This is a genomic window from Pseudomonas sp. Fl5BN2, from assembly GCF_009908205.1.
Classification (GTDB): domain Bacteria; phylum Pseudomonadota; class Gammaproteobacteria; order Pseudomonadales; family Pseudomonadaceae; genus Aquipseudomonas.
The window spans coordinates 15,145-34,973 of sequence record NZ_JAAARL010000024.1 but is presented as its reverse complement, the minus strand read 5'-3'; the positions used below and the strand labels follow the sequence as shown (position 1 = coordinate 34,973).

General features: G+C 63.2%; 21 protein-coding genes and 1 pseudogene. 14 read left to right on the top strand and 8 right to left on the bottom strand.

Annotated features, from left to right (window positions below; genetic code table 11):
* Nucleotides 1-3: 3 nt before the first annotated feature.
* Together GV819_RS27035 and GV819_RS27030 are read left to right on the top strand one after the other, a co-directional pair.
* Complete coding sequence (locus tag GV819_RS27035; protein ID WP_161759104.1) at nucleotides 4-801, top strand: nucleotidyltransferase domain-containing protein; 798 nt, start codon at nucleotides 4-6, stop codon at nucleotides 799-801.
* A gap of 3 nt (nucleotides 802-804) precedes the next feature.
* Entirely contained in the window at nucleotides 805-972 is a 168-nt protein-coding gene (locus GV819_RS27030) for a hypothetical protein (RefSeq protein WP_161759103.1), read from the top strand.
* A 10-nt stretch (nucleotides 973-982) separates the two neighbouring features.
* Here GV819_RS27030 and GV819_RS27025 read toward each other — a convergent pair whose 3' ends face one another.
* The 3 genes from GV819_RS27025 to mqo all read right to left on the bottom strand — a co-directional run bounded on the left by GV819_RS27025 (nucleotide 983) and on the right by mqo (nucleotide 4,462).
* Entirely contained in the window at nucleotides 983-1,765 is a 783-nt protein-coding gene (locus GV819_RS27025) for a DeoR/GlpR family DNA-binding transcription regulator (RefSeq protein ID WP_161759102.1), read from the bottom strand.
* A 68-nt stretch (nucleotides 1,766-1,833) separates the two neighbouring features.
* Complete coding sequence (locus GV819_RS27020; RefSeq protein WP_161759101.1) at nucleotides 1,834-2,556, bottom strand: GNAT family N-acetyltransferase; 723 nt, start codon at nucleotides 2,554-2,556, stop codon at nucleotides 1,834-1,836.
* 265 nt (nucleotides 2,557-2,821) lie between these two features.
* Nucleotides 2,822-4,462 (bottom strand): malate dehydrogenase (quinone), encoded by a 1,641-nt coding sequence (gene mqo, locus GV819_RS27015; protein WP_161759100.1) that lies wholly within the window; start codon nucleotides 4,460-4,462, stop codon nucleotides 2,822-2,824.
* 684 nt (nucleotides 4,463-5,146) lie between these two features.
* Here mqo and GV819_RS27010 point away from each other — a divergent pair.
* The gene (locus GV819_RS27010; RefSeq protein WP_161759099.1) at nucleotides 5,147-5,641 is read left to right on the top strand and encodes a PaaI family thioesterase; all 495 of its coding nucleotides are present in this window, start codon (nucleotides 5,147-5,149) and stop codon (nucleotides 5,639-5,641) included.
* 21 nt (nucleotides 5,642-5,662) lie between these two features.
* On the opposite strand, the gene GV819_RS27005 is transcribed toward GV819_RS27010, so the two are convergent.
* Nucleotides 5,663-6,118, bottom strand: coding sequence for a tautomerase family protein (locus GV819_RS27005; RefSeq protein WP_178126102.1), 456 nt, complete (start codon nucleotides 6,116-6,118; stop codon nucleotides 5,663-5,665).
* A gap of 98 nt (nucleotides 6,119-6,216) precedes the next feature.
* On the opposite strand from GV819_RS27005, the gene GV819_RS27000 reads away from it, so the two are divergent.
* The 3 genes from GV819_RS27000 to GV819_RS26990 all read left to right on the top strand — a co-directional run bounded on the left by GV819_RS27000 (nucleotide 6,217) and on the right by GV819_RS26990 (nucleotide 8,898).
* Nucleotides 6,217-7,176 carry a GlxA family transcriptional regulator gene (locus tag GV819_RS27000; RefSeq protein ID WP_161759097.1) on the top strand — a complete coding sequence of 320 codons (960 nt, stop codon included), beginning with the start codon at nucleotides 6,217-6,219 and terminating at the stop codon, nucleotides 7,174-7,176.
* 81 nt (nucleotides 7,177-7,257) lie between these two features.
* On the top strand, nucleotides 7,258-7,953 hold the full coding sequence (locus tag GV819_RS26995; RefSeq protein WP_161759096.1) for a DUF1963 domain-containing protein: 696 nt from the start codon (nucleotides 7,258-7,260) through the stop codon (nucleotides 7,951-7,953).
* Between the two features lie 93 nt (nucleotides 7,954-8,046).
* Entirely contained in the window at nucleotides 8,047-8,898 is an 852-nt protein-coding gene (locus tag GV819_RS26990) for a CAP domain-containing protein (RefSeq protein WP_161759095.1), read from the top strand.
* Between the two features lie 252 nt (nucleotides 8,899-9,150).
* Here GV819_RS26990 and GV819_RS26985 read toward each other — a convergent pair whose 3' ends face one another.
* On the bottom strand, nucleotides 9,151-9,825 hold the full coding sequence (locus GV819_RS26985) for an ATPase (RefSeq protein WP_161759094.1): 675 nt from the start codon (nucleotides 9,823-9,825) through the stop codon (nucleotides 9,151-9,153).
* Nucleotides 9,826-10,081: 256 nt separating this feature from the next.
* On the opposite strand from GV819_RS26985, the gene GV819_RS26980 reads away from it, so the two are divergent.
* Both GV819_RS26980 and GV819_RS26975 read left to right on the top strand, forming a co-directional pair.
* Entirely contained in the window at nucleotides 10,082-10,723 is a 642-nt protein-coding gene (locus GV819_RS26980; protein ID WP_161759093.1) for a LysE family translocator, read from the top strand.
* A 13-nt stretch (nucleotides 10,724-10,736) separates the two neighbouring features.
* Nucleotides 10,737-11,222: a hypothetical protein gene (locus tag GV819_RS26975; RefSeq protein ID WP_161759092.1), complete on the top strand. Its 486-nt coding sequence runs from the start codon at nucleotides 10,737-10,739 to the stop codon at nucleotides 11,220-11,222.
* Nucleotides 11,223-11,251: 29 nt separating this feature from the next.
* Here the strand turns inward: GV819_RS26975 and GV819_RS26970 are convergent, their stop codons facing one another.
* Complete coding sequence (locus tag GV819_RS26970; RefSeq protein WP_161759091.1) at nucleotides 11,252-11,431, bottom strand: DUF1289 domain-containing protein; 180 nt, start codon at nucleotides 11,429-11,431, stop codon at nucleotides 11,252-11,254.
* Between the two features lie 3 nt (nucleotides 11,432-11,434).
* Nucleotides 11,435-11,806 carry a hypothetical protein gene (locus tag GV819_RS26965; RefSeq protein ID WP_161759090.1) on the bottom strand — a complete coding sequence of 124 codons (372 nt, stop codon included), beginning with the start codon at nucleotides 11,804-11,806 and terminating at the stop codon, nucleotides 11,435-11,437.
* 118 nt (nucleotides 11,807-11,924) lie between these two features.
* Between GV819_RS26965 and GV819_RS26960 the strand changes: the two genes are divergently transcribed.
* Entirely contained in the window at nucleotides 11,925-13,808 is a 1,884-nt protein-coding gene (locus GV819_RS26960) for an amidohydrolase (RefSeq protein WP_161759089.1), read from the top strand.
* Nucleotides 13,809-13,870: 62 nt separating this feature from the next.
* Here GV819_RS26960 and GV819_RS26955 read toward each other — a convergent pair whose 3' ends face one another.
* Complete coding sequence (locus GV819_RS26955; RefSeq protein ID WP_161759088.1) at nucleotides 13,871-15,436, bottom strand: L,D-transpeptidase family protein; 1,566 nt, start codon at nucleotides 15,434-15,436, stop codon at nucleotides 13,871-13,873.
* Nucleotides 15,437-15,589: 153 nt separating this feature from the next.
* Between GV819_RS26955 and GV819_RS26950 the strand changes: the two genes are divergently transcribed.
* The 5 genes and pseudogenes from GV819_RS26950 (at nucleotide 15,590) to GV819_RS33870 (ending at nucleotide 19,795) form a co-directional block, all read left to right on the top strand.
* Nucleotides 15,590-16,315: a murein L,D-transpeptidase catalytic domain family protein gene (locus tag GV819_RS26950; protein WP_161759087.1), complete on the top strand. Its 726-nt coding sequence runs from the start codon at nucleotides 15,590-15,592 to the stop codon at nucleotides 16,313-16,315.
* Nucleotides 16,316-16,429: 114 nt separating this feature from the next.
* Nucleotides 16,430-16,951 (top strand): alpha-ketoglutarate-dependent dioxygenase AlkB family protein, encoded by a 522-nt coding sequence (locus GV819_RS26945; RefSeq protein WP_161759086.1) that lies wholly within the window; start codon nucleotides 16,430-16,432, stop codon nucleotides 16,949-16,951.
* Nucleotides 16,952-17,038: 87 nt separating this feature from the next.
* Nucleotides 17,039-17,920: an alpha/beta fold hydrolase gene (locus GV819_RS26940; protein WP_161759085.1), complete on the top strand. Its 882-nt coding sequence runs from the start codon at nucleotides 17,039-17,041 to the stop codon at nucleotides 17,918-17,920.
* A 246-nt stretch (nucleotides 17,921-18,166) separates the two neighbouring features.
* Nucleotides 18,167-18,940: pseudogene (locus GV819_RS33875) on the top strand (MCP four helix bundle domain-containing protein); the annotation flags it as partial.
* Nucleotides 18,932-19,795, top strand: coding sequence for a methyl-accepting chemotaxis protein (locus tag GV819_RS33870; RefSeq protein ID WP_372242106.1), 864 nt, complete (start codon nucleotides 18,932-18,934; stop codon nucleotides 19,793-19,795). The pseudogene GV819_RS33875 and the gene GV819_RS33870, both read left to right, overlap by 9 nt.
* Nucleotides 19,796-19,829: the final 34 nt, after the last annotated feature.

The window sequence follows — 19,829 nt, the reverse complement described above, 5'->3', positions numbered from 1 at the left end:
CCCATGCCATCCAACAACCCATTCGGCGTCGATGCCGACGGCTTGATCACCCTTCCCGCCGAACCACCCTTGCAGCCCGAATACCGCGCCCTGCTCGACGAGCTGCGTGCCGCCCTCACCGCTCCCGCCAGCCCACCGCTGCACAGCCTCTACCTGTACGGCAGCGTCGCCCGTGGCACGGCCACACTCGGGGCCTCCGACCTCGACCTGTGCCTGGTCCTGCAAGATCCCGCCGATACCGCCCAGCTCCTGCATTTGGAAAATCTGCGCCAGACGCTGCAAGCGCGGCACCCTTTAGTGTCGAAGATCGATTTCGATATCGGCCACCTTGAACAGGTGCTGGCAACCCAGAATCTCGACAGCTGGGGCTACTGGCTCAAGCACCATTGCCGCTGCCTGTGGGGCGAAGACCTGCGCCTGCGCTTTGCGCCCTTCAGGCCCAGCCGGAGGATTGCCCTGGCAGTGAACGGCGATTTTTTCGCGGTGCTGAACGACTATGCCGCCGACATCGAGCGCGAACGGCAGCCCGCGCAAATCCTCCGTCTGCAACGGCAGGCCTCGCGCAAACTCATTCGCGCCAGCAACCTGCTGCGCGCAGAACATGAGCCGAGCTGGCCCCACAGCCTGGATGAGCATGTGCGGCTGTTGCTGCAGCGCAACCCCGAAATGACAGGTCCCATCGACGAGCTGCGCCAGACCGCTGAAGCGACGACTCCCGCCGATGCCGGTTTCAGCGACCGCTTGCGGCAAATGGCGCAATGGATGAACCAGGAACTGACCCCGCCGTCACCCAGGAATTGACCCATGCAATTGCACCGTCCCCGGCAACTGCGGCACCAGGGTTTGGCTCCAGATCAGCCCCGCGAGGCGCTGCCCCATGATCTGCAGGCCGCCCTGGAACTGGTGTCGCTGCCGGACAACGATTTCTGCTGGTGCCGCTGGGCCGACCAGGCCCAGACACTGCTCTGGTAAGGCCGCCGGATCAGACCTGCAGCACCTCGATTCCCAACTGTCGATAACCTTCGATATCTGCACCCGGCACCTCCTGCTCGGTCACCAGCCGGTGCAGGCGGTTGCACGGCACCACGACAAAGGGCTCCATGGCCCCCAGCTTGTCGGCAGTGGTCACGGCGATGACCTCGCTGGCGCTGTCGAACATCGCCTGCTTGATCGGCACCTCGTCGAAATGCAGGGAGCTGATGCCGATCTCCGGGTGGATCGCGCAGACCCCGGTGAACAGCAGGTCGGCCTTGATGCCCTGAATCATCCGCAGCGCTTCATGGCCGCTGGCGGACAGGGTTGCCGGGTTGAGTTGGCCACCGGCGAGTATCACCTTGACCTTGGGGTATTCGGCCAGGGCTACGGCAATCATCGGCGAGGCGGTGACCGCGGTCAGGCTGATGCCCGCCGGCAGGGACTGGGCGATATGCAGGGTGGTGGAGCCGGAATCGAACAACACCGTCTGACCATCCCGCACCCACTGCACGGCGAACTGCGCCAGGCGCACTTTCGCCTCGCTGGTTTCACCGACCCGGGTGAAGTAGTCCTTGCCGCTGTCCTTGGGCCGCGGCAGCGCGCCGCCATGGACCCGCTGCACCAGGCCAGCGGCGTCCAGCTCCGCCAGGTCGCGGCGGATGGTGTCTTCGGAGACCGCGAAATGCCGGCTCAGCTCGGTGGCCATGACCTTGCCGTCGCGTTCCAGCAGCAGCAGGATTTTCTGTCGGCGCAGGGATGGCAGCTCAGCTGCCGAGTGCAGGTCTTGCATGTTATTGCCCGCTTTTGCGTGTTTTCGCGAGATTAGCCAAGCCGCCAAGCAAAAACAACCGCTCCTGGCTAGGCGATCAGATGGGGCGCTGGCGAGCTGTACAGCGCCGCCTCACCCAAGCGTTCACGGACTAACGCCTGGGCCTGGCGGGTCATCTGGTCCAGGTGCCGGTCACGCTTTTTCTCTGCTTCGAGCATCGCCTTGCGACCATGTTGGGCCAGCAGGTAGGTATGGATTTGCCGCACTTCCACCGAGGCGTAGATCGGTGCCACATCCAGCACCGCCAACAGGCCATCGCTGCCATGGTCGCGGGTGTTCATCAGCACTTGCGGGCCACGCGCGCCCAGCAGCTGGAAACCCAGCGCTTCGAAGCAGCCGACCTTGGCCACGCTGCACGCCAGCTCGGCATGGGGATAACGCGCCAGCACCGCGTCCAGCATCTGCCGGGCAAGCCCCTGCCGGCGCTGGTTCTGCAGCACCGCCATATAGGCCACGGCGCACGCCTGGGGGTCGTCCTTGAGTGGCAGGTACAGCACAAAACCCAGCACCTGCTCCGGGTCCTGACTGTCGCTGGCGACCACCAGCTCCACCGGAATCCCCCGGGAACCGTCCATGGCCTGCAGGTACAGGTGCACCTCAAAACCAACGCCGTACTGGTACAGGTTGTACAGCGGGTTGCTCGGGGCAATGGCCACCGCGCTGACGTCGGTGATGTAATCCACCACCATCTGCTGGATCTGGCTCTGGATGGCTTCGGGCGGCGGGGCTTGGAACAGGGTGATGCTGGACATCGAGGCGGTGACTCCGAGAATTGAGGCGTGCCCGAAGGCTGCGGGCGCCGCCATGATAACCCGTCACGGGAGGCGCAGGCGCATGACAAGCGCGCCGAGCTGAACGCGGGCACTGTCGAAAAACGGGGGATGCATCTTCAGGGAAGCGCTGGCAAGGCCAGCCAGTAGCGACCGCAGCAAAGCTGCCGCCGCTACCCAAGCGAGGGGCGGATGCGCGAGGGCATCCGCGGCTGCCCCACCCGACGAACGCGGGTGGGGCCGAGGCTTACAGCGCCATGTCGGCCGCTGGATTGCTCTCTGACTTGGCCTTGCTGGCGGCCGGAGCCTGAGGCGCGTTGCCATTGACCGCCGGAGGCGTGGTCAGTTGCAGCACTTCGGCGGTGTACGCCCACTCTTTGGCTACGCGCTCAGGGCTGCCATTGAGCTGGGTGCCGTAGCTCGGCACGATTTGGTGCAGTTTTGCCTGCCAGGCCGGGGTTGCTACCTGGTCCTTGAAGACCTTCTCCAGCACGCTGAGCATGATCGGTGCAGCCGTCGAGGCACCTGGGGAGGCGCCCAGCAGGCCGGCGATGCTGCCGTCCTGGGAAGCGACGATCTCGGTGCCCAGTTTCAGCACGCCGCCCTTCTCTTCGTCACGCTTGATGATCTGCACGCGCTGACCGGCCTGCCACAGGCGCCAGTCTTCTTGCTTGGCGTTGGGGAAGTATTCCTTCAGGGCGTTGAAGCGGTCGTCATCCGACAGCATCAGTTGGCCAGCCAGGTATTCCACCAGCGGGTACTGCTCGATGCCGACTTTGGTCATCGGCCAGATGTTGTGGGTGGTGGTGCTGGTCAGCAGGTCCAGGTACGAACCTTCCTTGAGGAACTTGGTGGAGAAGGTGGCGAATGGGCCAAACAGGATGACCCGCTTGCCGTCCAGCACACGGGTGTCCAGGTGCGGTACGGACATCGGTGGCGCGCCTACCGAAGCCTTGCCATAGGCCTTGGCCAGGTGCTGCTCGGCAACGCTGGCGTTGTCGGTGACCAGGAACGAACCACCCACCGGGAAGCCGGCGTATTCGTTGGCTTCAGGAATGCCCGACTTCTGCAGCAGGTGCAGGGCACCGCCGCCAGCGCCGATGAACACGAACTTGGCGTCGGTCTCGGTTTTCGAACCGTCTTTGAGGTTCTTGTAGGTCACGTGCCACGAACCGTCTTTATTGCGCTCGATGTCCTGTACTTCGCTGGACAGCTTCAGGGCAAAGTTCGGCTGGGCCTGCAGGTGGGCGACGAACTGGCGGGTGATCTCGCCGAAGTTGACGTCGGTGCCGATCGGGCTCCAGGTCGCAGCAATCTTCTGCGCCGGATCACGACCTTCCATCATCAATGGAACCCACTTCTTGATCTGCTCGGCGTCTTCGGAGTACTGCATGCCGCTGAACAGCGGGCTGGCTTGCAGGGCTTCGTAGCGCGCCTTGAGGAACTTGATGTTGTCATCGCCCCAGACAAAGCTCATGTGCGGGGTGGAGTTGATGAACGAACGCGGGTTGTTCAGCACGCCGTTCTTGACCTGCCAGGACCAGAACTGCCGGGAGATCTGGAACGCTTCGTTGATCTCGATGGCCTTGGCGATCTCGATCTTGCCGTCCTTGCCTTCCGGGGTGTAGTTCAACTCGGCCAGGGCGGAGTGACCGGTACCGGCGTTGTTCCAGCCGTTGGAGCTTTCTTCTGCGACGCCATCCAGGCGCTCGACCATCTCCATCGACCAATCCGGTTGCAGCTCATTGAGCCAGACCGCCAGGGTCGAACTCATGATGCCGCCGCCAATCAGCAGTACATCCACTTTTTTCGGCTCAGCCGCGTGCGCGGTCGTAAGGCCTATGGACATCGCCAGCCCGATCAGGGCCGTGTTCATCTTCTTAAACATTGTTTAGTACCTACGATAGAACGCCATCCGCCGCCCCATCCTCGATCCTGCGCTGGCGCATTCAAAAGAACTGGAGGGTGGGCACACAAGGCCGACGAGACTGGCTCGACCTCAGTTTTATATCGCTCCGGCGCTGACTTCTTATCGTTTTTAGCTTCAGCTACTTGAGTGACAGTGTTGCTCAGGGCACGTCACGGGACGCAACCAACAGGCAGTTTCGCCCCACTCTTGCTCCTGCCCGCCAGTATCGAATCGACGAGCAACGCTGGCGCCCGCATTCGCGGGGCCAGCTGGAAAACAAGGGGTCGGGTTCAACCAAAGACGGTAAACGAACACTGCCTGACATTACACTCGGCGGGTTTGCCCAGACACTCCCGCACGCTTGCAAAGGACCCGATCAGGCCACTTGAAGCAAAGCATAAGGAGGGTATTTCTGCACAAACGATGAACCGATTCAGCGCAAGAATATCATTACGGCATCAGCCTGTCTTGGCCGGAGCCACTGGCCGGGCCGCCCGCAAAACCGCGAATCCCTACGACACTCGCCGCAGGCAATGCGTCACAACGACGCTGTCCAGGACCTGCCCCAGGCACTGCGCCTACCCTTGGCGTGCAGCGACGCGGCGGGCATCATGGCCGGCGGTGAGACCCGCCAGACCATCGTCAAGGACAAGAAGAACAACCATGCACGAGACTTCCCTGCAAGACACCACCGCCCCCGAAGGCGTCTGTTTCGGCTGCGGCAGCAGCAACCACCATGGCCTGCATATCAAGAGCCACTGGCACGCAGACGGCGTGCACGTGATCGCCGAGCACCTGCCGGAAGCCAAGTACTGCGGCTGGCCGGACTTGGTGTACGGCGGCCTGATCGCGATGCTGGTGGACTGCCACTCCAACTGGACCGCCATGGCCTACCACTACCGCAACGAGCAGCGTGAGCCAGGCAGCCTGCCGCGCATCGACTGCGTGACCGGCAACCTGGGAATCAAGTTCATCAAGCCGACGCCCATGGGCGTACCCCTGACCCTGCGGGCCAAGGTCGAGGGCGAAGTGGGGCGCAAGAGCCGGGTGATCTGCGAGGTGTATGCCGGCGAGGTGCTGACCGCTGTCGGCGACTCGGTGTTTGTCCGAGTCGATACCGGGCAGTTGGCCGCCGCGGCTCACGGCCGCGACGCCTGAACCTGGAACCAGCGCCGCGCTCTACAGGGCATCTGCCTGGGACAGATGTCCATAACCCGCGGCCCGGGTAAAGTCTGCCAAGTGCCAGAGGGCGCCGTTGGCTCCCCATGTGCCATCGGGCACCTCCTCCAGCAAGATCGAGGTCATCAACGGCCGTGAGTCCGCCCCTGCACGGCAACGCTCCAGAGCCTGGTGCAGGGCTTGGACATAGTCCCGACGCCGGGCAGCATCGAGCACCCCGACCGGCACCTTGACCTGGACCATGCATGGCGCAAGCCGAGCGCTGGCATCGACGCCACCGCAGGTCCAGTAACCCGGTGCCAACTCCTCCAGCAACACCCAGCACAATGCGCGCTGGCGCGGGTCGGCGCCTATCTGTTCGACTGCCAGCGCGACCTGGGTTACCTCGTGCATCACCTGCTCACGCTGTCGGGCATCGAAGATACCTTGGGGAACCTTGATCAGGATGTTGGGCATGGATCTCACCACTCAAGCAGAAAATGAACCGCTATTGAGCCTGTTGCCGATCCCGGCCAACAGCGACCGATTTGACATCTTTCAGGCATAATCAGCCAATGAACGATTTCACTGTCCTGCTGCTTCCCGGCGCCTTTGCCTCCAGCGTCGCCCTGACCCTGGACATACTCTCCACCGCTGCCCTGCTGGCACCACGCCTGGGGCTGGGCGCGCCGCGGTGGCGGGTATGCGCCCTGCAGGGGGGCCAGGTATCCCTGGGCCAAGGCCTGCTGCTGGAGGTCGAGGCCCTGGGCGACGGCGCCGCCGACCGCTCCTGCTGGATCCTGCCTGGGCTGGGCATCGATGTTCCCGAGGCCATCGAGCAGCGCCTGCAGCAAGCGGATATAGCGCCACTGCTCAGTGTTTTGCGCAGACATGTGCAAGAAGGAGGAGAAGTCGCGGCCTCCTGTTCGGCGGTGTTCCTGCTGCACGCCGCCGACTTGATCCGAGGACGCCGGGTCACCACTTCCTGGTGGTTGGCGCCACTGCTGCAAGAGCGCGCCCGCGACAGCCACGTGGATCCGGATCAGATGCTGATCGTCGATACCCCCCTGACCACCGCGGGTGCCGCCCTGGGCCAGTCCGACCTGTTGCTGCACCTGCTGCGCAGCCGCTTCTCGCCAGCCCTGGCGGATGCGGTCGGACAGGTGCTGCTGATCGATCGGCGGCAACTGCAAGCACCTTATGCGGTGCCGGCGATGATGGCCCAGGGCAACGTCCTGATCGGCCGCATCATCGCCCATATCGAAACCTGCCTGCCCAGGCTGCCCAGTGTCGGCGAACTGGCAGCCCAGTTCGGCATGTCCGAACGCACCTTGGCCCGCCAGGTGCGCAAGGCCACCGGCCACAGCAGCCTGCGCTTGATCCACAGCGTGCAACTGAACCGAGCCCGGGGCCTGCTGCAAAACAGCAAGTACTCGGTGGAAAACATAGCCGAACAGGTGGGTTACCAGGACGCCACCGCGCTGCGCCGGCTGATGCGCAAAATGCTCAATGCCACCCCGCGCCAATTGCGTTGACTCCTGACGAACCGCAGATGCCTGCGACTTTTGCTACATTGCCCGCTTTGTCTTTCCCCACATAGGAAACCGTCCCTGACCATGGATATTCAGGAGCTCCAGCAACGCCTGGCCAAACCTGCGGTAAAGTTCAACGCCGGCGGCTTTCGCCCCAGCCACAGCGATGAAGAAAGCTGGCTGGGCCGGGTTTTTCTGTTTCGCGAAGATGAGGAGCTGCCACGCAACGCCGCCGGTGAAACCCTGCTGCCCTTCGCCCAGTTCCATCTGCCCAGCCTGCCGTTTCACAGCCCGCTGCTGCATGGGGTGCGCATCCTCACAGTGTTCGTCGCCAACCCCTTCCCCAACCCACTGGAACCCATGGGCGAGCGCTGGCTGATCCGCGAATACCGCAACGACGAGGTGCTGGTGCGCAAGGAGCTGACAGCCCCGGGAGCGTTCCTCAAGCCCTTCCCCTTGAAGGCCGAAATCGTGGCCGCGGACTACCCGTTATGGGATCGCGGTGGCGTGCCCGAGGACCTGGAACAGGCAATCGTCGAGCTGGAACGCGCCGGCACCATCGAGTGCTACTACGACCTGGTGGAGCACTGCTACGAACACAAGCTGGGGGGCTACCCGTCCTTCTGCCAGTCGGGGATCGATCCGGGGGAAGGCTTCGAATTCGTCATGCAGATTTCTTCCGACGCCAAGATCAACCTGAATGTGGTTCATAGCGGCAGCCTGATGTTCTGGAAGCACCCGGCCAGCGGCGAATGGGCACTGTATTTCGACTTTTATTGAAGCCTGCGCGCTTAACGTCAATTTCATCCCGCAGCGGATGAAAAGCCCTGGCGCTGGGTGCATCATGGCGCAGTCAATTTCTGGGAGAGCTTCATGCGCTTGCGCTTATTGCTATTGCCTGCTGTTACGTTGTCACTGGGCCTGTCGGGTTCGGCCAGCGCGGCGGCGGATGATCAGTCGCAGCTGATCGAGTCGATCAACGCCTATCGCAGCCAACCACAACGCTGCGCCAACCAGGCCTCGCCGGAACTGCCGCCACTGAACCGCGAGCCACGCCTGGTGCTGCCGGTGGACAACGTCGGTGACCTGCAGCAAGCCCTGGTGCGGGCTGCCTACCCGATGGTCAATGTGCAAGCCATCAGCCTCTCCGGCCCCCGGGATGCCCAGGCCGCCATGCAGGCGATACGCGAGAGTTTCTGCCAAGTGGTGCTGGACCCGCAGTTCGTCGATATCGGCATCAATCGTCAGGCCAACCAGTGGCGCATCGTCCTCGCCCGCCCACTGCTGTCCGCGCGCCTGGGGGACTGGCAAGCCGAAGGCCAGCAACTGCTGGTGCAGATCAACAGTGCCCGCAGCCAGCCGCGGCAATGCGGCGGCCAAAGCTTTACCGCCACTGCGCCACTGACCTGGAACGCCACCCTGGGCAGCGCCGCGCAAGAGCACAGCCGGGCCATGGCCAACCAGAACTACTTCGATCACAAGGACCATGACGGCCGCACTCCGGCTGACCGCGCCGAGCTTGCAGGTTATGCCGGCCAGCAAGTGGGCGAGAACATCGCCGCCGGCCAGGACACCGTGCGCAAGGTGGTGGACGGCTGGCTGGCCAGCCCCGGGCATTGCGCCAACCTGATGAACCCGACCTATAGCGAACTGGGCGCAGCCTATGCGGTGGACCCGAAAAGCGACGCGGGCATCTACTGGACGGCGATGTTCGGCGCGCCATGAACCCGTGTATTGAAGACTCAGGCCCGGGCCTTGTCTCGCCTCCTCTTTCCATGAACCGCCCAACTGCGCCGTGGCCCGGGTGAATATGTGTACGGCTATGCCAAGCAAGACCTGCAGGCCAAACCCTTTCTCCTGGGCTGGCACCTAGAGGTACTGGCCTCCACCTAGGGCCCGCAACAGCGCTTCAGCAAATTGCGCCAGGACAAAAAAGCCCCGAACATTCGGGGCTTTTTTGCGCAAGCGGTACCTGGGTCATTTATTGGTCGCAACCTGCCCCGCCTGCCCCTGGGTCACCAGGGCCTTGAGCGATACGTCGAACTGTTTCAGGGCGTCGACCTGCAGCTCGGTCTGCTGGTTGATCTGTGCGGCGATCTCCGGCGCGGCCTTGCCACGGACCCAGACCGAAGGCAATTCCTTGGCCTGGAGACCTTCGGCCTGACCGATATATTGCAGGTTGGCGTCGTAGAACTTGGCAATGAAGCGCGCCTCGACCTTGCTGTTGCTCTTGGTCACCAACTGGTTATAGGTATCGAGCATCACCACCACATCGGGATGGGCCTGGACCACCGCGTCGAGGCTGTCGTAGACGGTCACCGAAGTGAAATGTTGCTGCAACGAAGCCATCAGCCAGTTGATTGCCAGTTTCGGATCGGAACTGCTGATGAAGGCCTGGCTGATGCGTGGATCGAGGCCGGCATGCTTGGCGCCGTTGAGCGCCACGGAGTGATAACGCTCCAGGTACTCGAGGGTATTGACGGTGTTTTCGCTGTACAGCACTCCCACCGATTGGGCGTGCTGCAAATCGACAGTGCTGTCGGCCATGGGCAGGAAGTGGCAGGACGCATCATCCGCGGCGGACACCATTGCAGAGGCACCGGCTCCCGCGATCAAGACAACGACAAAGGTCAGTAACGTCGAGATTCTCATCGGGTGCATCCTTCTGCAGCAGGTACGGTGTAAGTGCCATCTTCCTCCTTTATCAGAAAAACGGAACCTGCACTTTTTGATGATAACTATCGATTGCAACAATGGTTGACAATGGATCTGAGTACGCCTGCGCGCCACCGGTGCAGCGACTGTTGCAAACGGCAAGCGGCAGACCAGAAGCGATCATTTTTTGGCTTACAGCGCGTCACGGCCGCTATAGAATCATCCCCCCTCTTTCTCCCAACGAGTCCGAAACATGGATGCTCACTCGATACTGACCTACACCCTGGTGGCCGCGATCGCCATCGCCAGCCCTGGCCCGGCGACCTTGATGGCGCTGCATAACAGCGTGGCCTACGGCGCCAAGTCCACCTTGTGGTCGTCCCTGGGCAATATCAGCGGCCTGTTCTGCATGTCCGCTGCGGCGATGCTCGGCCTGGGAGCATTGATCGCCAGTTCCGAATGGATCTTCAACGCGGTGAAAATTGCCGGTGCCGGCTACCTGTTCTACCTCGGGGCCAAGCAGTTGTTCAGCAAGAGCCAACTGCTCAGTGATGCCAGCCTGAACAACGGCCAGGTCAGCAACCCGCCGCGCCTCAAGTTGTTCAAGTCGGCGTTCCTGACCGCAGCCACCAATCCCAAGGCGACGATCTTCTTCACCGCGCTGTTTCCCCAGTTCATCGACCAGCACGCGGCGCTGTTGCCACAGTTCTTTATCCTGACCCTGATCTTCATGGCTCTGTCGCTGATCTCCCTCAGCGTCTACGCCCTGCTCGCTTCCCGGGCCAAAGGCGTGCTGACCCGCCCGGCGCTGTCCAAGTGGGTCAATCGTGTGGTGGGCTCCACCTTCATCTTCTTCGGCAGCACCATCCTGGCGATGCGCCGGCAAACGGCTTAGGCAAGCACGCGCTATGCACATCGATCTGCTGAACGAATCGCTACTGGGACACTGGCAAACCCGTGCCGGGGTGATGCAATGCGAACTGCAGTTCGGCAGCCGCCTGATCTACGTCCAGCACCCCTGCAACGAAGCGCCACAACCCAGGCTGGCGACCGCACAGAAACAGGTGCAGGCCGCCTGGGATGACATCCCCCAGGCTCTGGCTTTCGCCGAGCAGCAGTGTGAGCCGGGCATCCGCAAGTTGTGGCAGCTGTACCAGCAGCGGGTCTTGCAGTGCCCGCCGCTGGAGGTCTATTCGATTCATTTCGAGATCGACAGTGCGCATCCGTCCTACAGCATTTCGCAAAACCCTGACTTCGACTGGCACCAGGTCGTGATAGTCCAGGACCACCTGGGTCTGGAGCATCCCCTTGAACTGGCGCAGTTCGAGCCCAGGGATGACTTCTGGCTCAGTGTGCGACGCCTGGGTGCCGGGCAGTTTCAGAACGACGCCTGACCCGCCGGCGACAAGTCCGCAACGCGACCTCAGCCCTTCTTCTGCAAGCTCTTGAGCCGTGCGCTGGCGCGCTGCACCGCGGCCATCTTCTCCGGGCGCTTCATGCGTTTCCATTTGCGGATATCGTCCTTGGTGCGCCCACAACTCACGCACAGCTCACCACTGAGCTGGCACAGGGCGATACAGGGATTGTCGATTTCCTTGGCCATAGATCAACCCCGTCCCGGGCGCAGAGGCGCCAGACGCTGGGCCCAGTCGCCGCCATTGATTCGGCGGCACTGTTCTTCGCTGTCGAAGAACACATGGGCCGCCAGTGGATCAAGCTGGATATCGGCCTCGCCCAGTGCCTGGGCAGTCAGTTCGATCATTCGCGCACCCTCACCGGCCGCCAGGGCCCGGTTCTTGTCGGCCTGGCTGACGAAGACCCAGACCACCGCCAGGCTGGCAGGAAAAGCCGCGTAGTCAACGGCATGGCTCAACCAGGAAAAACCGACAATTTCGGCCTTGGCGGTTTCGCAGGCTTCGGTCAGGGTCTCGGCTAGCAGGCGCTCCATGGCCGCCTGCTGGCGTTTGTTCAGTTGCATGGACGGCCCCTTGGGTGATGGCGGACGAAAAAGCCGCCTAAGATACCGCAAAGGCCTCGCTTGCTCTGCAGGTTTGCGTCTAGGCTTGCTCCTCCAATCTGTTCAAGGAAGAAAGGTCATGAGACGACCCACGCTCGCACTGCTCCTGGCAGCGATGCAGATTGCCGGTGGCAGTGCCCTGGCGGCCAACTCCGTACCGGTGGCCGACGCCATCTGGTTCAACGGTCCGATCATCACCATCGATGAGCGCCAACCCGACGCTCAGGCGGTGGCGGTGAAGGATGGCAAGATCCTCGCCGTCGGCGACAAGCAGCAGGTGCTCAAGAACCAGGGCCCGGCCACGCGCATGCTCGACCTCAAGGGCTCCACCCTGCTGCCAGGTTTCATCGACCCCCATGGCCACGTGTCGATGGTCGGTTTCCAGGCCGCCAGCGCCAACCTGCTGCCACCGCCGGACGGTGCCAACAACAGTATTCCCAAGCTCCAGGAGACCCTGCGCAACTTTGAACAGCAGTCGCCTATCCCCGCACAGTTCGGCGTGCTGTTCGGCTTTGGCTATGACGATTCCCAGCTCCAGGAACAGCGCCACCCGACCAAGTTCGACCTCGATGCCGTGAGCCAGGACGTGCCCATCGCCATCGTCCACCAGTCTTCGCACCTGGGGGTACTCAACGGCAAGGCCCTGGAGCTGGCAGGCATCAACGCGTCGACCCCCAACCCGGAGGGCGGGGTGATCCGCCGGATCGAGGGCAGCCAGGAACCCAACGGGGTACTGGAGGAAAATGCGTTCTTCACTGCCCTGGTGAAGATCTTCCCCAAGCTGACCGCAGACCAGGCAGTGGACATGCTCAGCGCCGGGCAGAAGCTGTACATCAGTTACGGCTACACCACCCTGCAGGATGGTCGCTCCTCGCCGGATCAGGTACGGACCGCCATCAAGGCCGCCGGCGACGGCAAGCTCCTGGCGGACATTGTTTCCTACCCCGATATTCTCACCAAGGGCACCAAGGAGTTGCTGGTCGCGCCCTGGTATCACCCGACCAATCAACCCGTGGTCTATAACCAGCACTTGCGCATCGGTGGGGTCAAGCTGACCCTCGACGGCTCCCCGCAAGGCAAGACCGCCTGGCTCAGCCAGCCCTACTTCAAGCCGCCCCAGGGCCAGGACGCCAGCTATGCCGGCTACGGCGTGGTCAAGGATGAGGACGTGCTGGCCATCTACAAGGAAGCCCTGGCCAACCGCTGGCAGATCCTCACCCACACCAACGGCGACCGGGCGATCGACCAGTTGCTGACGTCCATGAAAGCGGCGGAAAAAGCCTACCCCGGGGTCGACGTGCGCCCGGTGATGATCCACGGCCAGACCCTGCGCAAGGATCAGGTGGCCCAGCTCAAGCAACTGAAAATCTTCCCCTCGCTGTTCCCCATGCACACCTATTACTGGGGCGACTGGCACCGGGAATCGGTGCTGGGCCCACAGCGCGCGGAGAACATTTCTCCCACCCAGTGGGTGCTCAAGGAAGGCCTGAAATTCACCACCCACCACGATGCACCAGTGGCCCTGCCAGACTCGATGCGCGTGCTGGCGGCCACGGTCAACCGCACCACCCGCAGCGGTTACGTACTGGGGCCGGAGCAGCGTGTGACACCACTGCAAGCGCTGAAAGCCATGACTTTGTGGTCGGCCTACCAGCACTTCGAGGAAGACCGCAAAGGCTCGATCACCCCGGGCAAGCTGGCGGACTTCGTGGTGCTGTCGGCCAACCCGCTGACCGTGGCGCCCGCGACCCTGAACGATATCCAGGTGCTCAAGACCGTCAAGGAAGGCCAGGTGATCTACGAGCGTCCGGCCAAGGTGGCACAGCTGCCGCCGTCGTTCGGCATGCATGGCGATCCGTCCTTGCCGACGCCCCCGGGCATCCAGGCGGTGGCTCAGGGCGACGGTGACCTGGGGCCGGCACTGGATGTGATCTACGACAAGCTGGCGCCCGCGCAGCCTTGACGCAGGAATGACCGGGACCAAAAAAGGCGACGCTAAGCGTCGCCTTTTTCATCCTCGGCCGCTCAGATCTTGCTGCCCAGTGCCGTCGACAACACCTCGTCATGCCCATAGATATCCGGGGCATACAGCAGTTGCCCATGGTTGTCGGCCTGCACCGTCCAGTAGCTGAGCAGGATCGGCACCGGCTTGACCAGGCGGAACTCGTGGGTCAGGCCGGTGGACAGCAACTCATTGGTTCGCAGGCGCTCCGCCGGGCTCAGCAGCCAGTCGCGCAGTTGCAACGCCTGTTCGACCCGCACGCAGCCGGAACTGAAGGCCCGCGGCCCTTTGCTGAATAGCGCCTGGCTCGGCGTGTCGTGCAGGTACACGGAGAACGGATTGGGAAAACGGATGGCAATCCGACCCAGCGGGTTGCGCGGGCCGGCGCCCTGGCGCAGGAGAATGTTGCCGGGGCGGTCCCAGTCGATGTCCTCGGGGGCCAGGGGCTGGCCGTTGGCGTCCAGCACCTGCAGGTTCTGGCGACTGAGGAAGTTTTGGTCACGGCGAATTTCCGGCAGCTTGTCCTCTTTCAAGATGGTCGGCGGCACGGTCCAGGTCGGGTTCAGGGTCAGCCGCGTGACCTGGGATTTCAACAGCGGCGTCTGGCGTTCTGCGCGTCCGACCTGGGTACGGGTCTGCCAGACCACCGCATCATGTTGATAGAAGGTCAACTGCGCCGCGGCAACGTTGACCAGTACCAGGTTCGGCTCAAAATCCTGGGCCAGCCAGCGCAGGCGTTCGAGGTTGATGCGCAATTGCTCGCGACGCTGGGCCGGGGTGATGTTCAGCTCCTTCAAGGTGCCCGCACCGACCACGCCATCGGCTTGCAGCGAATGGCTGAGCTGGAAGCTCTTCACCGCACTCACCAGGTCGTCGTGGTAGGCGTTGTCCGGGTTGGCCGAGGTGTTCTGCAAGTAGCCGCCGAGGTACAGGCGCTGGGCCAGTTCCGGAACGCGCTTGTCCTGCATCTCCGGGCGCAGCAGCTGTCCGCTGGCCACCGCCTGCCAATGGGGCAAGGGTTGCTGGCGCTGTTTGGCATAGGCCTGGCGCAGGTTGCGGTACTGCTCGAGGTGCGGACGCGCCTGCTCGAAAGCTGCGGCGAGGTTTTCAATACCCGGCACGGCAATCGCCAGCAGCGTGGCCTGACGATCATCCGGCAGCGGCTGGGCTCGCCACACAGGCTCGAAACGGGTCTGCGACAAACGCCCATAGTGCAGGTCCTGCAGGGCTCGCAGGTACTGGTGGGTGATATCGATATCGCTGCACAGACCATCGCCTGCCGCCACCGGCAGGCGGTACTGCCCCGGCTCCAGCCCGTCATCGAGCATTTGCGTCAACTGCGCCTGCAGGGCGGCCAGCCGCCCCTCGACGGACCATACCGGCTGCTCGCCATGGCGCTGGTAGAAGCCCTGCAACAACTGTTGCGTGGGTGAGTCCAGGCGCGGCGCCAACGCCGGACAAGTCGCCGCCAGTTGGGTCAACGCCAACTGCATCGGGCTCGCCGCCACCGCTGGCAGGTCCGCGGCCAGCGCGACCAATGGCGCTGCGAGCAAGCACAGGCTCAAGTAACATGCGGGTTTTTTGAACAACTGCTTTACTCCAATCCGTGGCCGTCAGCTTGAGGGCCAATCGTTACGGCAGATACGGAAGATAATCAGGCCTGGGTATTAAACATATAGACCAGGCTGCCGGGGGAACGACAGGACGTCAGGAGCAAATTTGACCATGGGGACGTTCTATACATGTTGACCTTCTTGTGCCGATTCTGCCTGGCGGCCATCGCCTTGGGCGCCATTTGCAGTCCTTCTTTCGCCGCCAGCAAAGCTCACCCCACAACCAGCCCCGCGCTGTACGCCAGCCTCGCTCACGCCGCTCCGGAACTCAATCCCCAAGCACTGAAAAGTGCCCTGAACGCCATGCAATGCGCGGTCAACAGCGGTGCCCGACAAGCCCGGCACCTGGCGGTGATCGACTACTCCCAGCCCTCCACCGCCCGGCGCCTGTGGATCTTCGACCTGCGCAGCAAAAAACTGGTTCTGCGCGACCTGGTAGCCCATGGACAAAAGTCCGGGGAAAACTTCGCCACCCAATTCTCCAATCGCCAGGGCAGCTACCAATCCAGCCTGGGCCTGTTCCGCACCCAGGAAAGCTACGAAGGCAGCCACGGCTATTCCCTGCGCATGGACGGCCTGGAGCCCGGGATCAATGACCGCGCCCGCGACCGCGACATCGTGATTCATGCCGCCGACTACGTGAACCCGCTCTGGAGCCAGCGCCAGGGTCGCATCGGCCGCAGCCAGGGCTGCCCGGCCGTGCGTCCGCAAGTGGCGCGCCAGGTGATAGACAAGCTCAAGGATGGCCAGTTCATGTTTTCCTGGTATCCGGATAAGCGCTGGCTCAAATCGTCTGCCTACCTCAACTGCCAGCCGCGGCAGGTGGCGAGCATTCTCGGTGCCAATGGCGGCTGACCGATAGCGGCCCACAGGTTTGTTTGACGTGGCGCAGCGAGCCCAAGCCCAACCGGGTTAAACTCGCGGCACGCCCCTTTCAACCTGAAGCAGCCTACTTCGAGCAACAGCCGAATGACCCCACCACAAATAGACCTGTTCCCTGATTTCATCCAGGACCCGCACCAGCTGTTCAGCCACCTCAAGGACTCGGTGCTCTGGGACGAGCGCATGCGTGCGCGCAAGACGGCAAGTTTTGGCGCACCCTACGACTACTCGCAAATCACCTACCCGGCCGTGCCAATGCCCGCGGCCCTGGAGCAACTGTGCTCGCCCATCGAGCAACGCCTGGGCTTTCGGCCCAATAACTGCCTGCTCAACTGCTATCCGGATGGCCACTCGTCCATGGGTTTCCACTCCGATGCCAACGAGCAACTGGAAGCCGGTACCGGGGTGGTGATCCTGTCCCTGGGTCATCCCCGGCTCATGGTCTTTCGCCACAAGCAAACCGGCGCGACGTTCGACTATCTCCTGGCCAGTGGCTCACTGCTGCATATGTCGGATGCCCTGCAAATGGAATGGCTGCACGCGATCCCCAAGGCGCCGGACGCCGGCGAGCGCATCAGCCTGTCGTTTCGCCTGCTCAAGGTGCAGTAATGCTCGACCCGGTCAGGATCGCCCCTTGACTCGGGTCCCGGCCTGTCGACAATGCCCACCTGTCATTACCGCTGCTCCCGAGGCCCCATGCAGTTGCTTCCCTGGTCCTACCCGTGCCCCGAAGGTTTCACCCTGCGCGGCCTGCGCTCGCCGCCCTCGGGCAAACCGCTGCTGCACTTTCTGCACGGCAACGGTTTCTGCTCGATGGCCTACCGCCCCATGCTGGCGCTGCTGGCCGAGTCGTTCGACCTGTGGCTCAGCGACGTCCAGGGCCACGGCGATACCGACCATGGCGGGCCCTTCCTGGGCTGGAACCGCACCGCAGAACTGGCGGCCGAAGCCTTCGAGGCCGGGCTCGGCGCCTATGGCGAAGTACCGCGCTACGCCGTCGGCCACAGCTTCGGCGCCGTGCTCACCTGCCTGATCGTGGCCGAGCGGCCGCAGCTGTTTGGCAAGGCCGTGATGCTCGACCCGGTGATCTTTACCCCGTCGATGATCGGTTCGCTGAAACTGCTCTCGGCCCTGGGGCTGAACCGTCGTCACGCCCTGGCACGCAAGGCCGCCCTGCGCCGCCAGCACTGGCCGGACCGCGCCTCGGCCAAGGCCGCGCTGGCCAACCGGGGGATCTTCAAGGGCTGGAGCGACGAGGCCCTGAATGCCTATGTCGAGCATGGGCTCAAGGACGACGGGCAAGGCGTGGCACTGAAATGTGCACCCGAGCGCGAAGTGGACATCTTCAGCACCTTCCCGCGGCGCCTGTGGCGCTCGCTGCGCCAGATAGAAACCCCAAGCCTGGTGATCCACGGACGCGACAGCTACCCCTACGTGGCCCGTTCGGCCCAGCGCTGGGCCGCGCTCAATCAGCACCTGCGCACGCAGGTGATCGAGGGCCAGCACTGTTTCATGCAGGTCAACCCGGCGCAAAGCGCAGGCTCCATCAAGGACTTCCTGCACGACGTGGCTTGCTGAAACCTGTCATCCAGACACCCGCAACGGATGTCATTGTGCTATCATTGTCGGGTTTTCAGTCAGGGGTCGTGCGCCCCTCCGACGCTGGACAACCCTCGATAAAGGCGCCGCCTAGATGCGCCTCCCGCCTGCCTTGTGTGCAAAAGACCGATGGCGCCATGGAGCCTGCTCCACAGCGCGCCGCACTGATGCAAACCGCGATCGCTATCGCCGGTTGGACTTTTTGCCGCCACAAGGAACACCGTCATGCTCTTGAGAACGATGAACATTTCCCGCCGCGCAGGGTTGAGCTTTGCCCTGATCGCCCTACTGGCACTGGGACTGGGGGGCTTCTCGTTGCTGGAAATGCAGCGCATGAACCAGCAGTCCCTTGAGGTCGACCAGAACTGGCAGCCGTCGATCGTGGCCGCCAACGCCGTGGCCCTGACCAGCACCCAGATCCGCACCATTACCCTGCGCATGCTGGTGGTACGCGATAGCAACGATGTCCAGGCGTTGCTATCGCGTGTCAGCCAGCTCGACGAACAGCTCAACCAGCAGCAAGCCACCTATGAAAAGCTCATCAGCGAGCCTGAAGAGCGCGCGGCCTACGAGCGTTATGTCAGTGCCAAGGCGCTGTACATCAAGGACCAGCATCAGGTAGTCGAGCAGGTACGCCAGGGCCACAAGGAAGCGGCGATCGACATCGTCGACGGCGGCCCGTTCCTGGCCAATGCCGATACCATGCTCAAGGAACTGCTGAGCATCATCGACATCAACACCCGCGGCGGGGTCGCTGCGGCGGCGCAAAGCAACCAGGTGTTCCAGGGCGCCATTGGCATGGTCCTGCTGATGATGCTGATCGTGGTGGCCTTGACCATCGCCCTGGCAGTCCTGCTGACCCGCAGCATCGTGCGCCCTCTGGGCCAAGCGGTGAGCGTGGCCGAAACCATCGCCAGCGGCGACCTGGGCCAGACCATCGCCGTCAGCGGCAAGGATGAACCGGCGCGCCTGTTGCAGGCCCTGCAAACCATGCAGGACAGCCTGCGCACCACCCTGCAGCGGATCGCCGACTCCTCCAATCAACTGGCCTCGGCCGCCGAGGAACTGCAAACGGTTACCGACCACTCCAGCCAGACCCTGCACCAGCAAAGCAATGAAGTGGAACAGGCAGCCACCGCCGTCAACGAGATGACCGCCGCCGTGGAAGAAGTGGCGCGCAACGCCGTCAGCACCTCGCAAGCCTCCCAGGAAACCGACCGTACCGCCCATCACGGCCGCGAGCAGGTACAACACACCGTCGACTCCATCGGCCAACTGGCCGCAGACGTGACCCAGACCTGCGAGCGGGTCGAGCACCTGGCGGTGGACGTGCGCAACATCGGCCAGGTCCTGGAAGTGATCCGCTCGATTGCCGAGCAGACCAACCTGCTGGCGTTGAATGCCGCCATCGAGGCGGCCCGGGCCGGGGATGCCGGACGTGGCTTTGCCGTGGTCGCCGACGAAGTGCGGGCCCTGGCCCATCGCACCCAGCAGTCGACCCAGGAAATCGAAAGCATGATCAACACCATCGAGGAAGGCACCGAAGGTGCGGTCAGCGCCATGCGCACCAGCAACGAACGGGCGCACCTGACCCTGGAAGCTGCCCGCGCCTCGGGGCTGGCCCTGGACCAGATCACTCAGGCCATCACCATGATCAATGAGCGCAACCTGGTGATTGCCAGCGCCAGTGAAGAACAGGCCCAAGTGGCCCGGGAAGTGGACCGCAACCTGATCAATATCCGCGACCTGTCGACCCAGACCTCGGCCGGGGCCAATCAGAGCAACGCCGCCAGCCAGGAACTGGCGCGGCTGGCAGTGGACCTGAACGGCCTGGTGACCCGCTTCAAGCTGTAGCCACAGCGGCTAGCTCTGCGCGGCCAGCGCTACC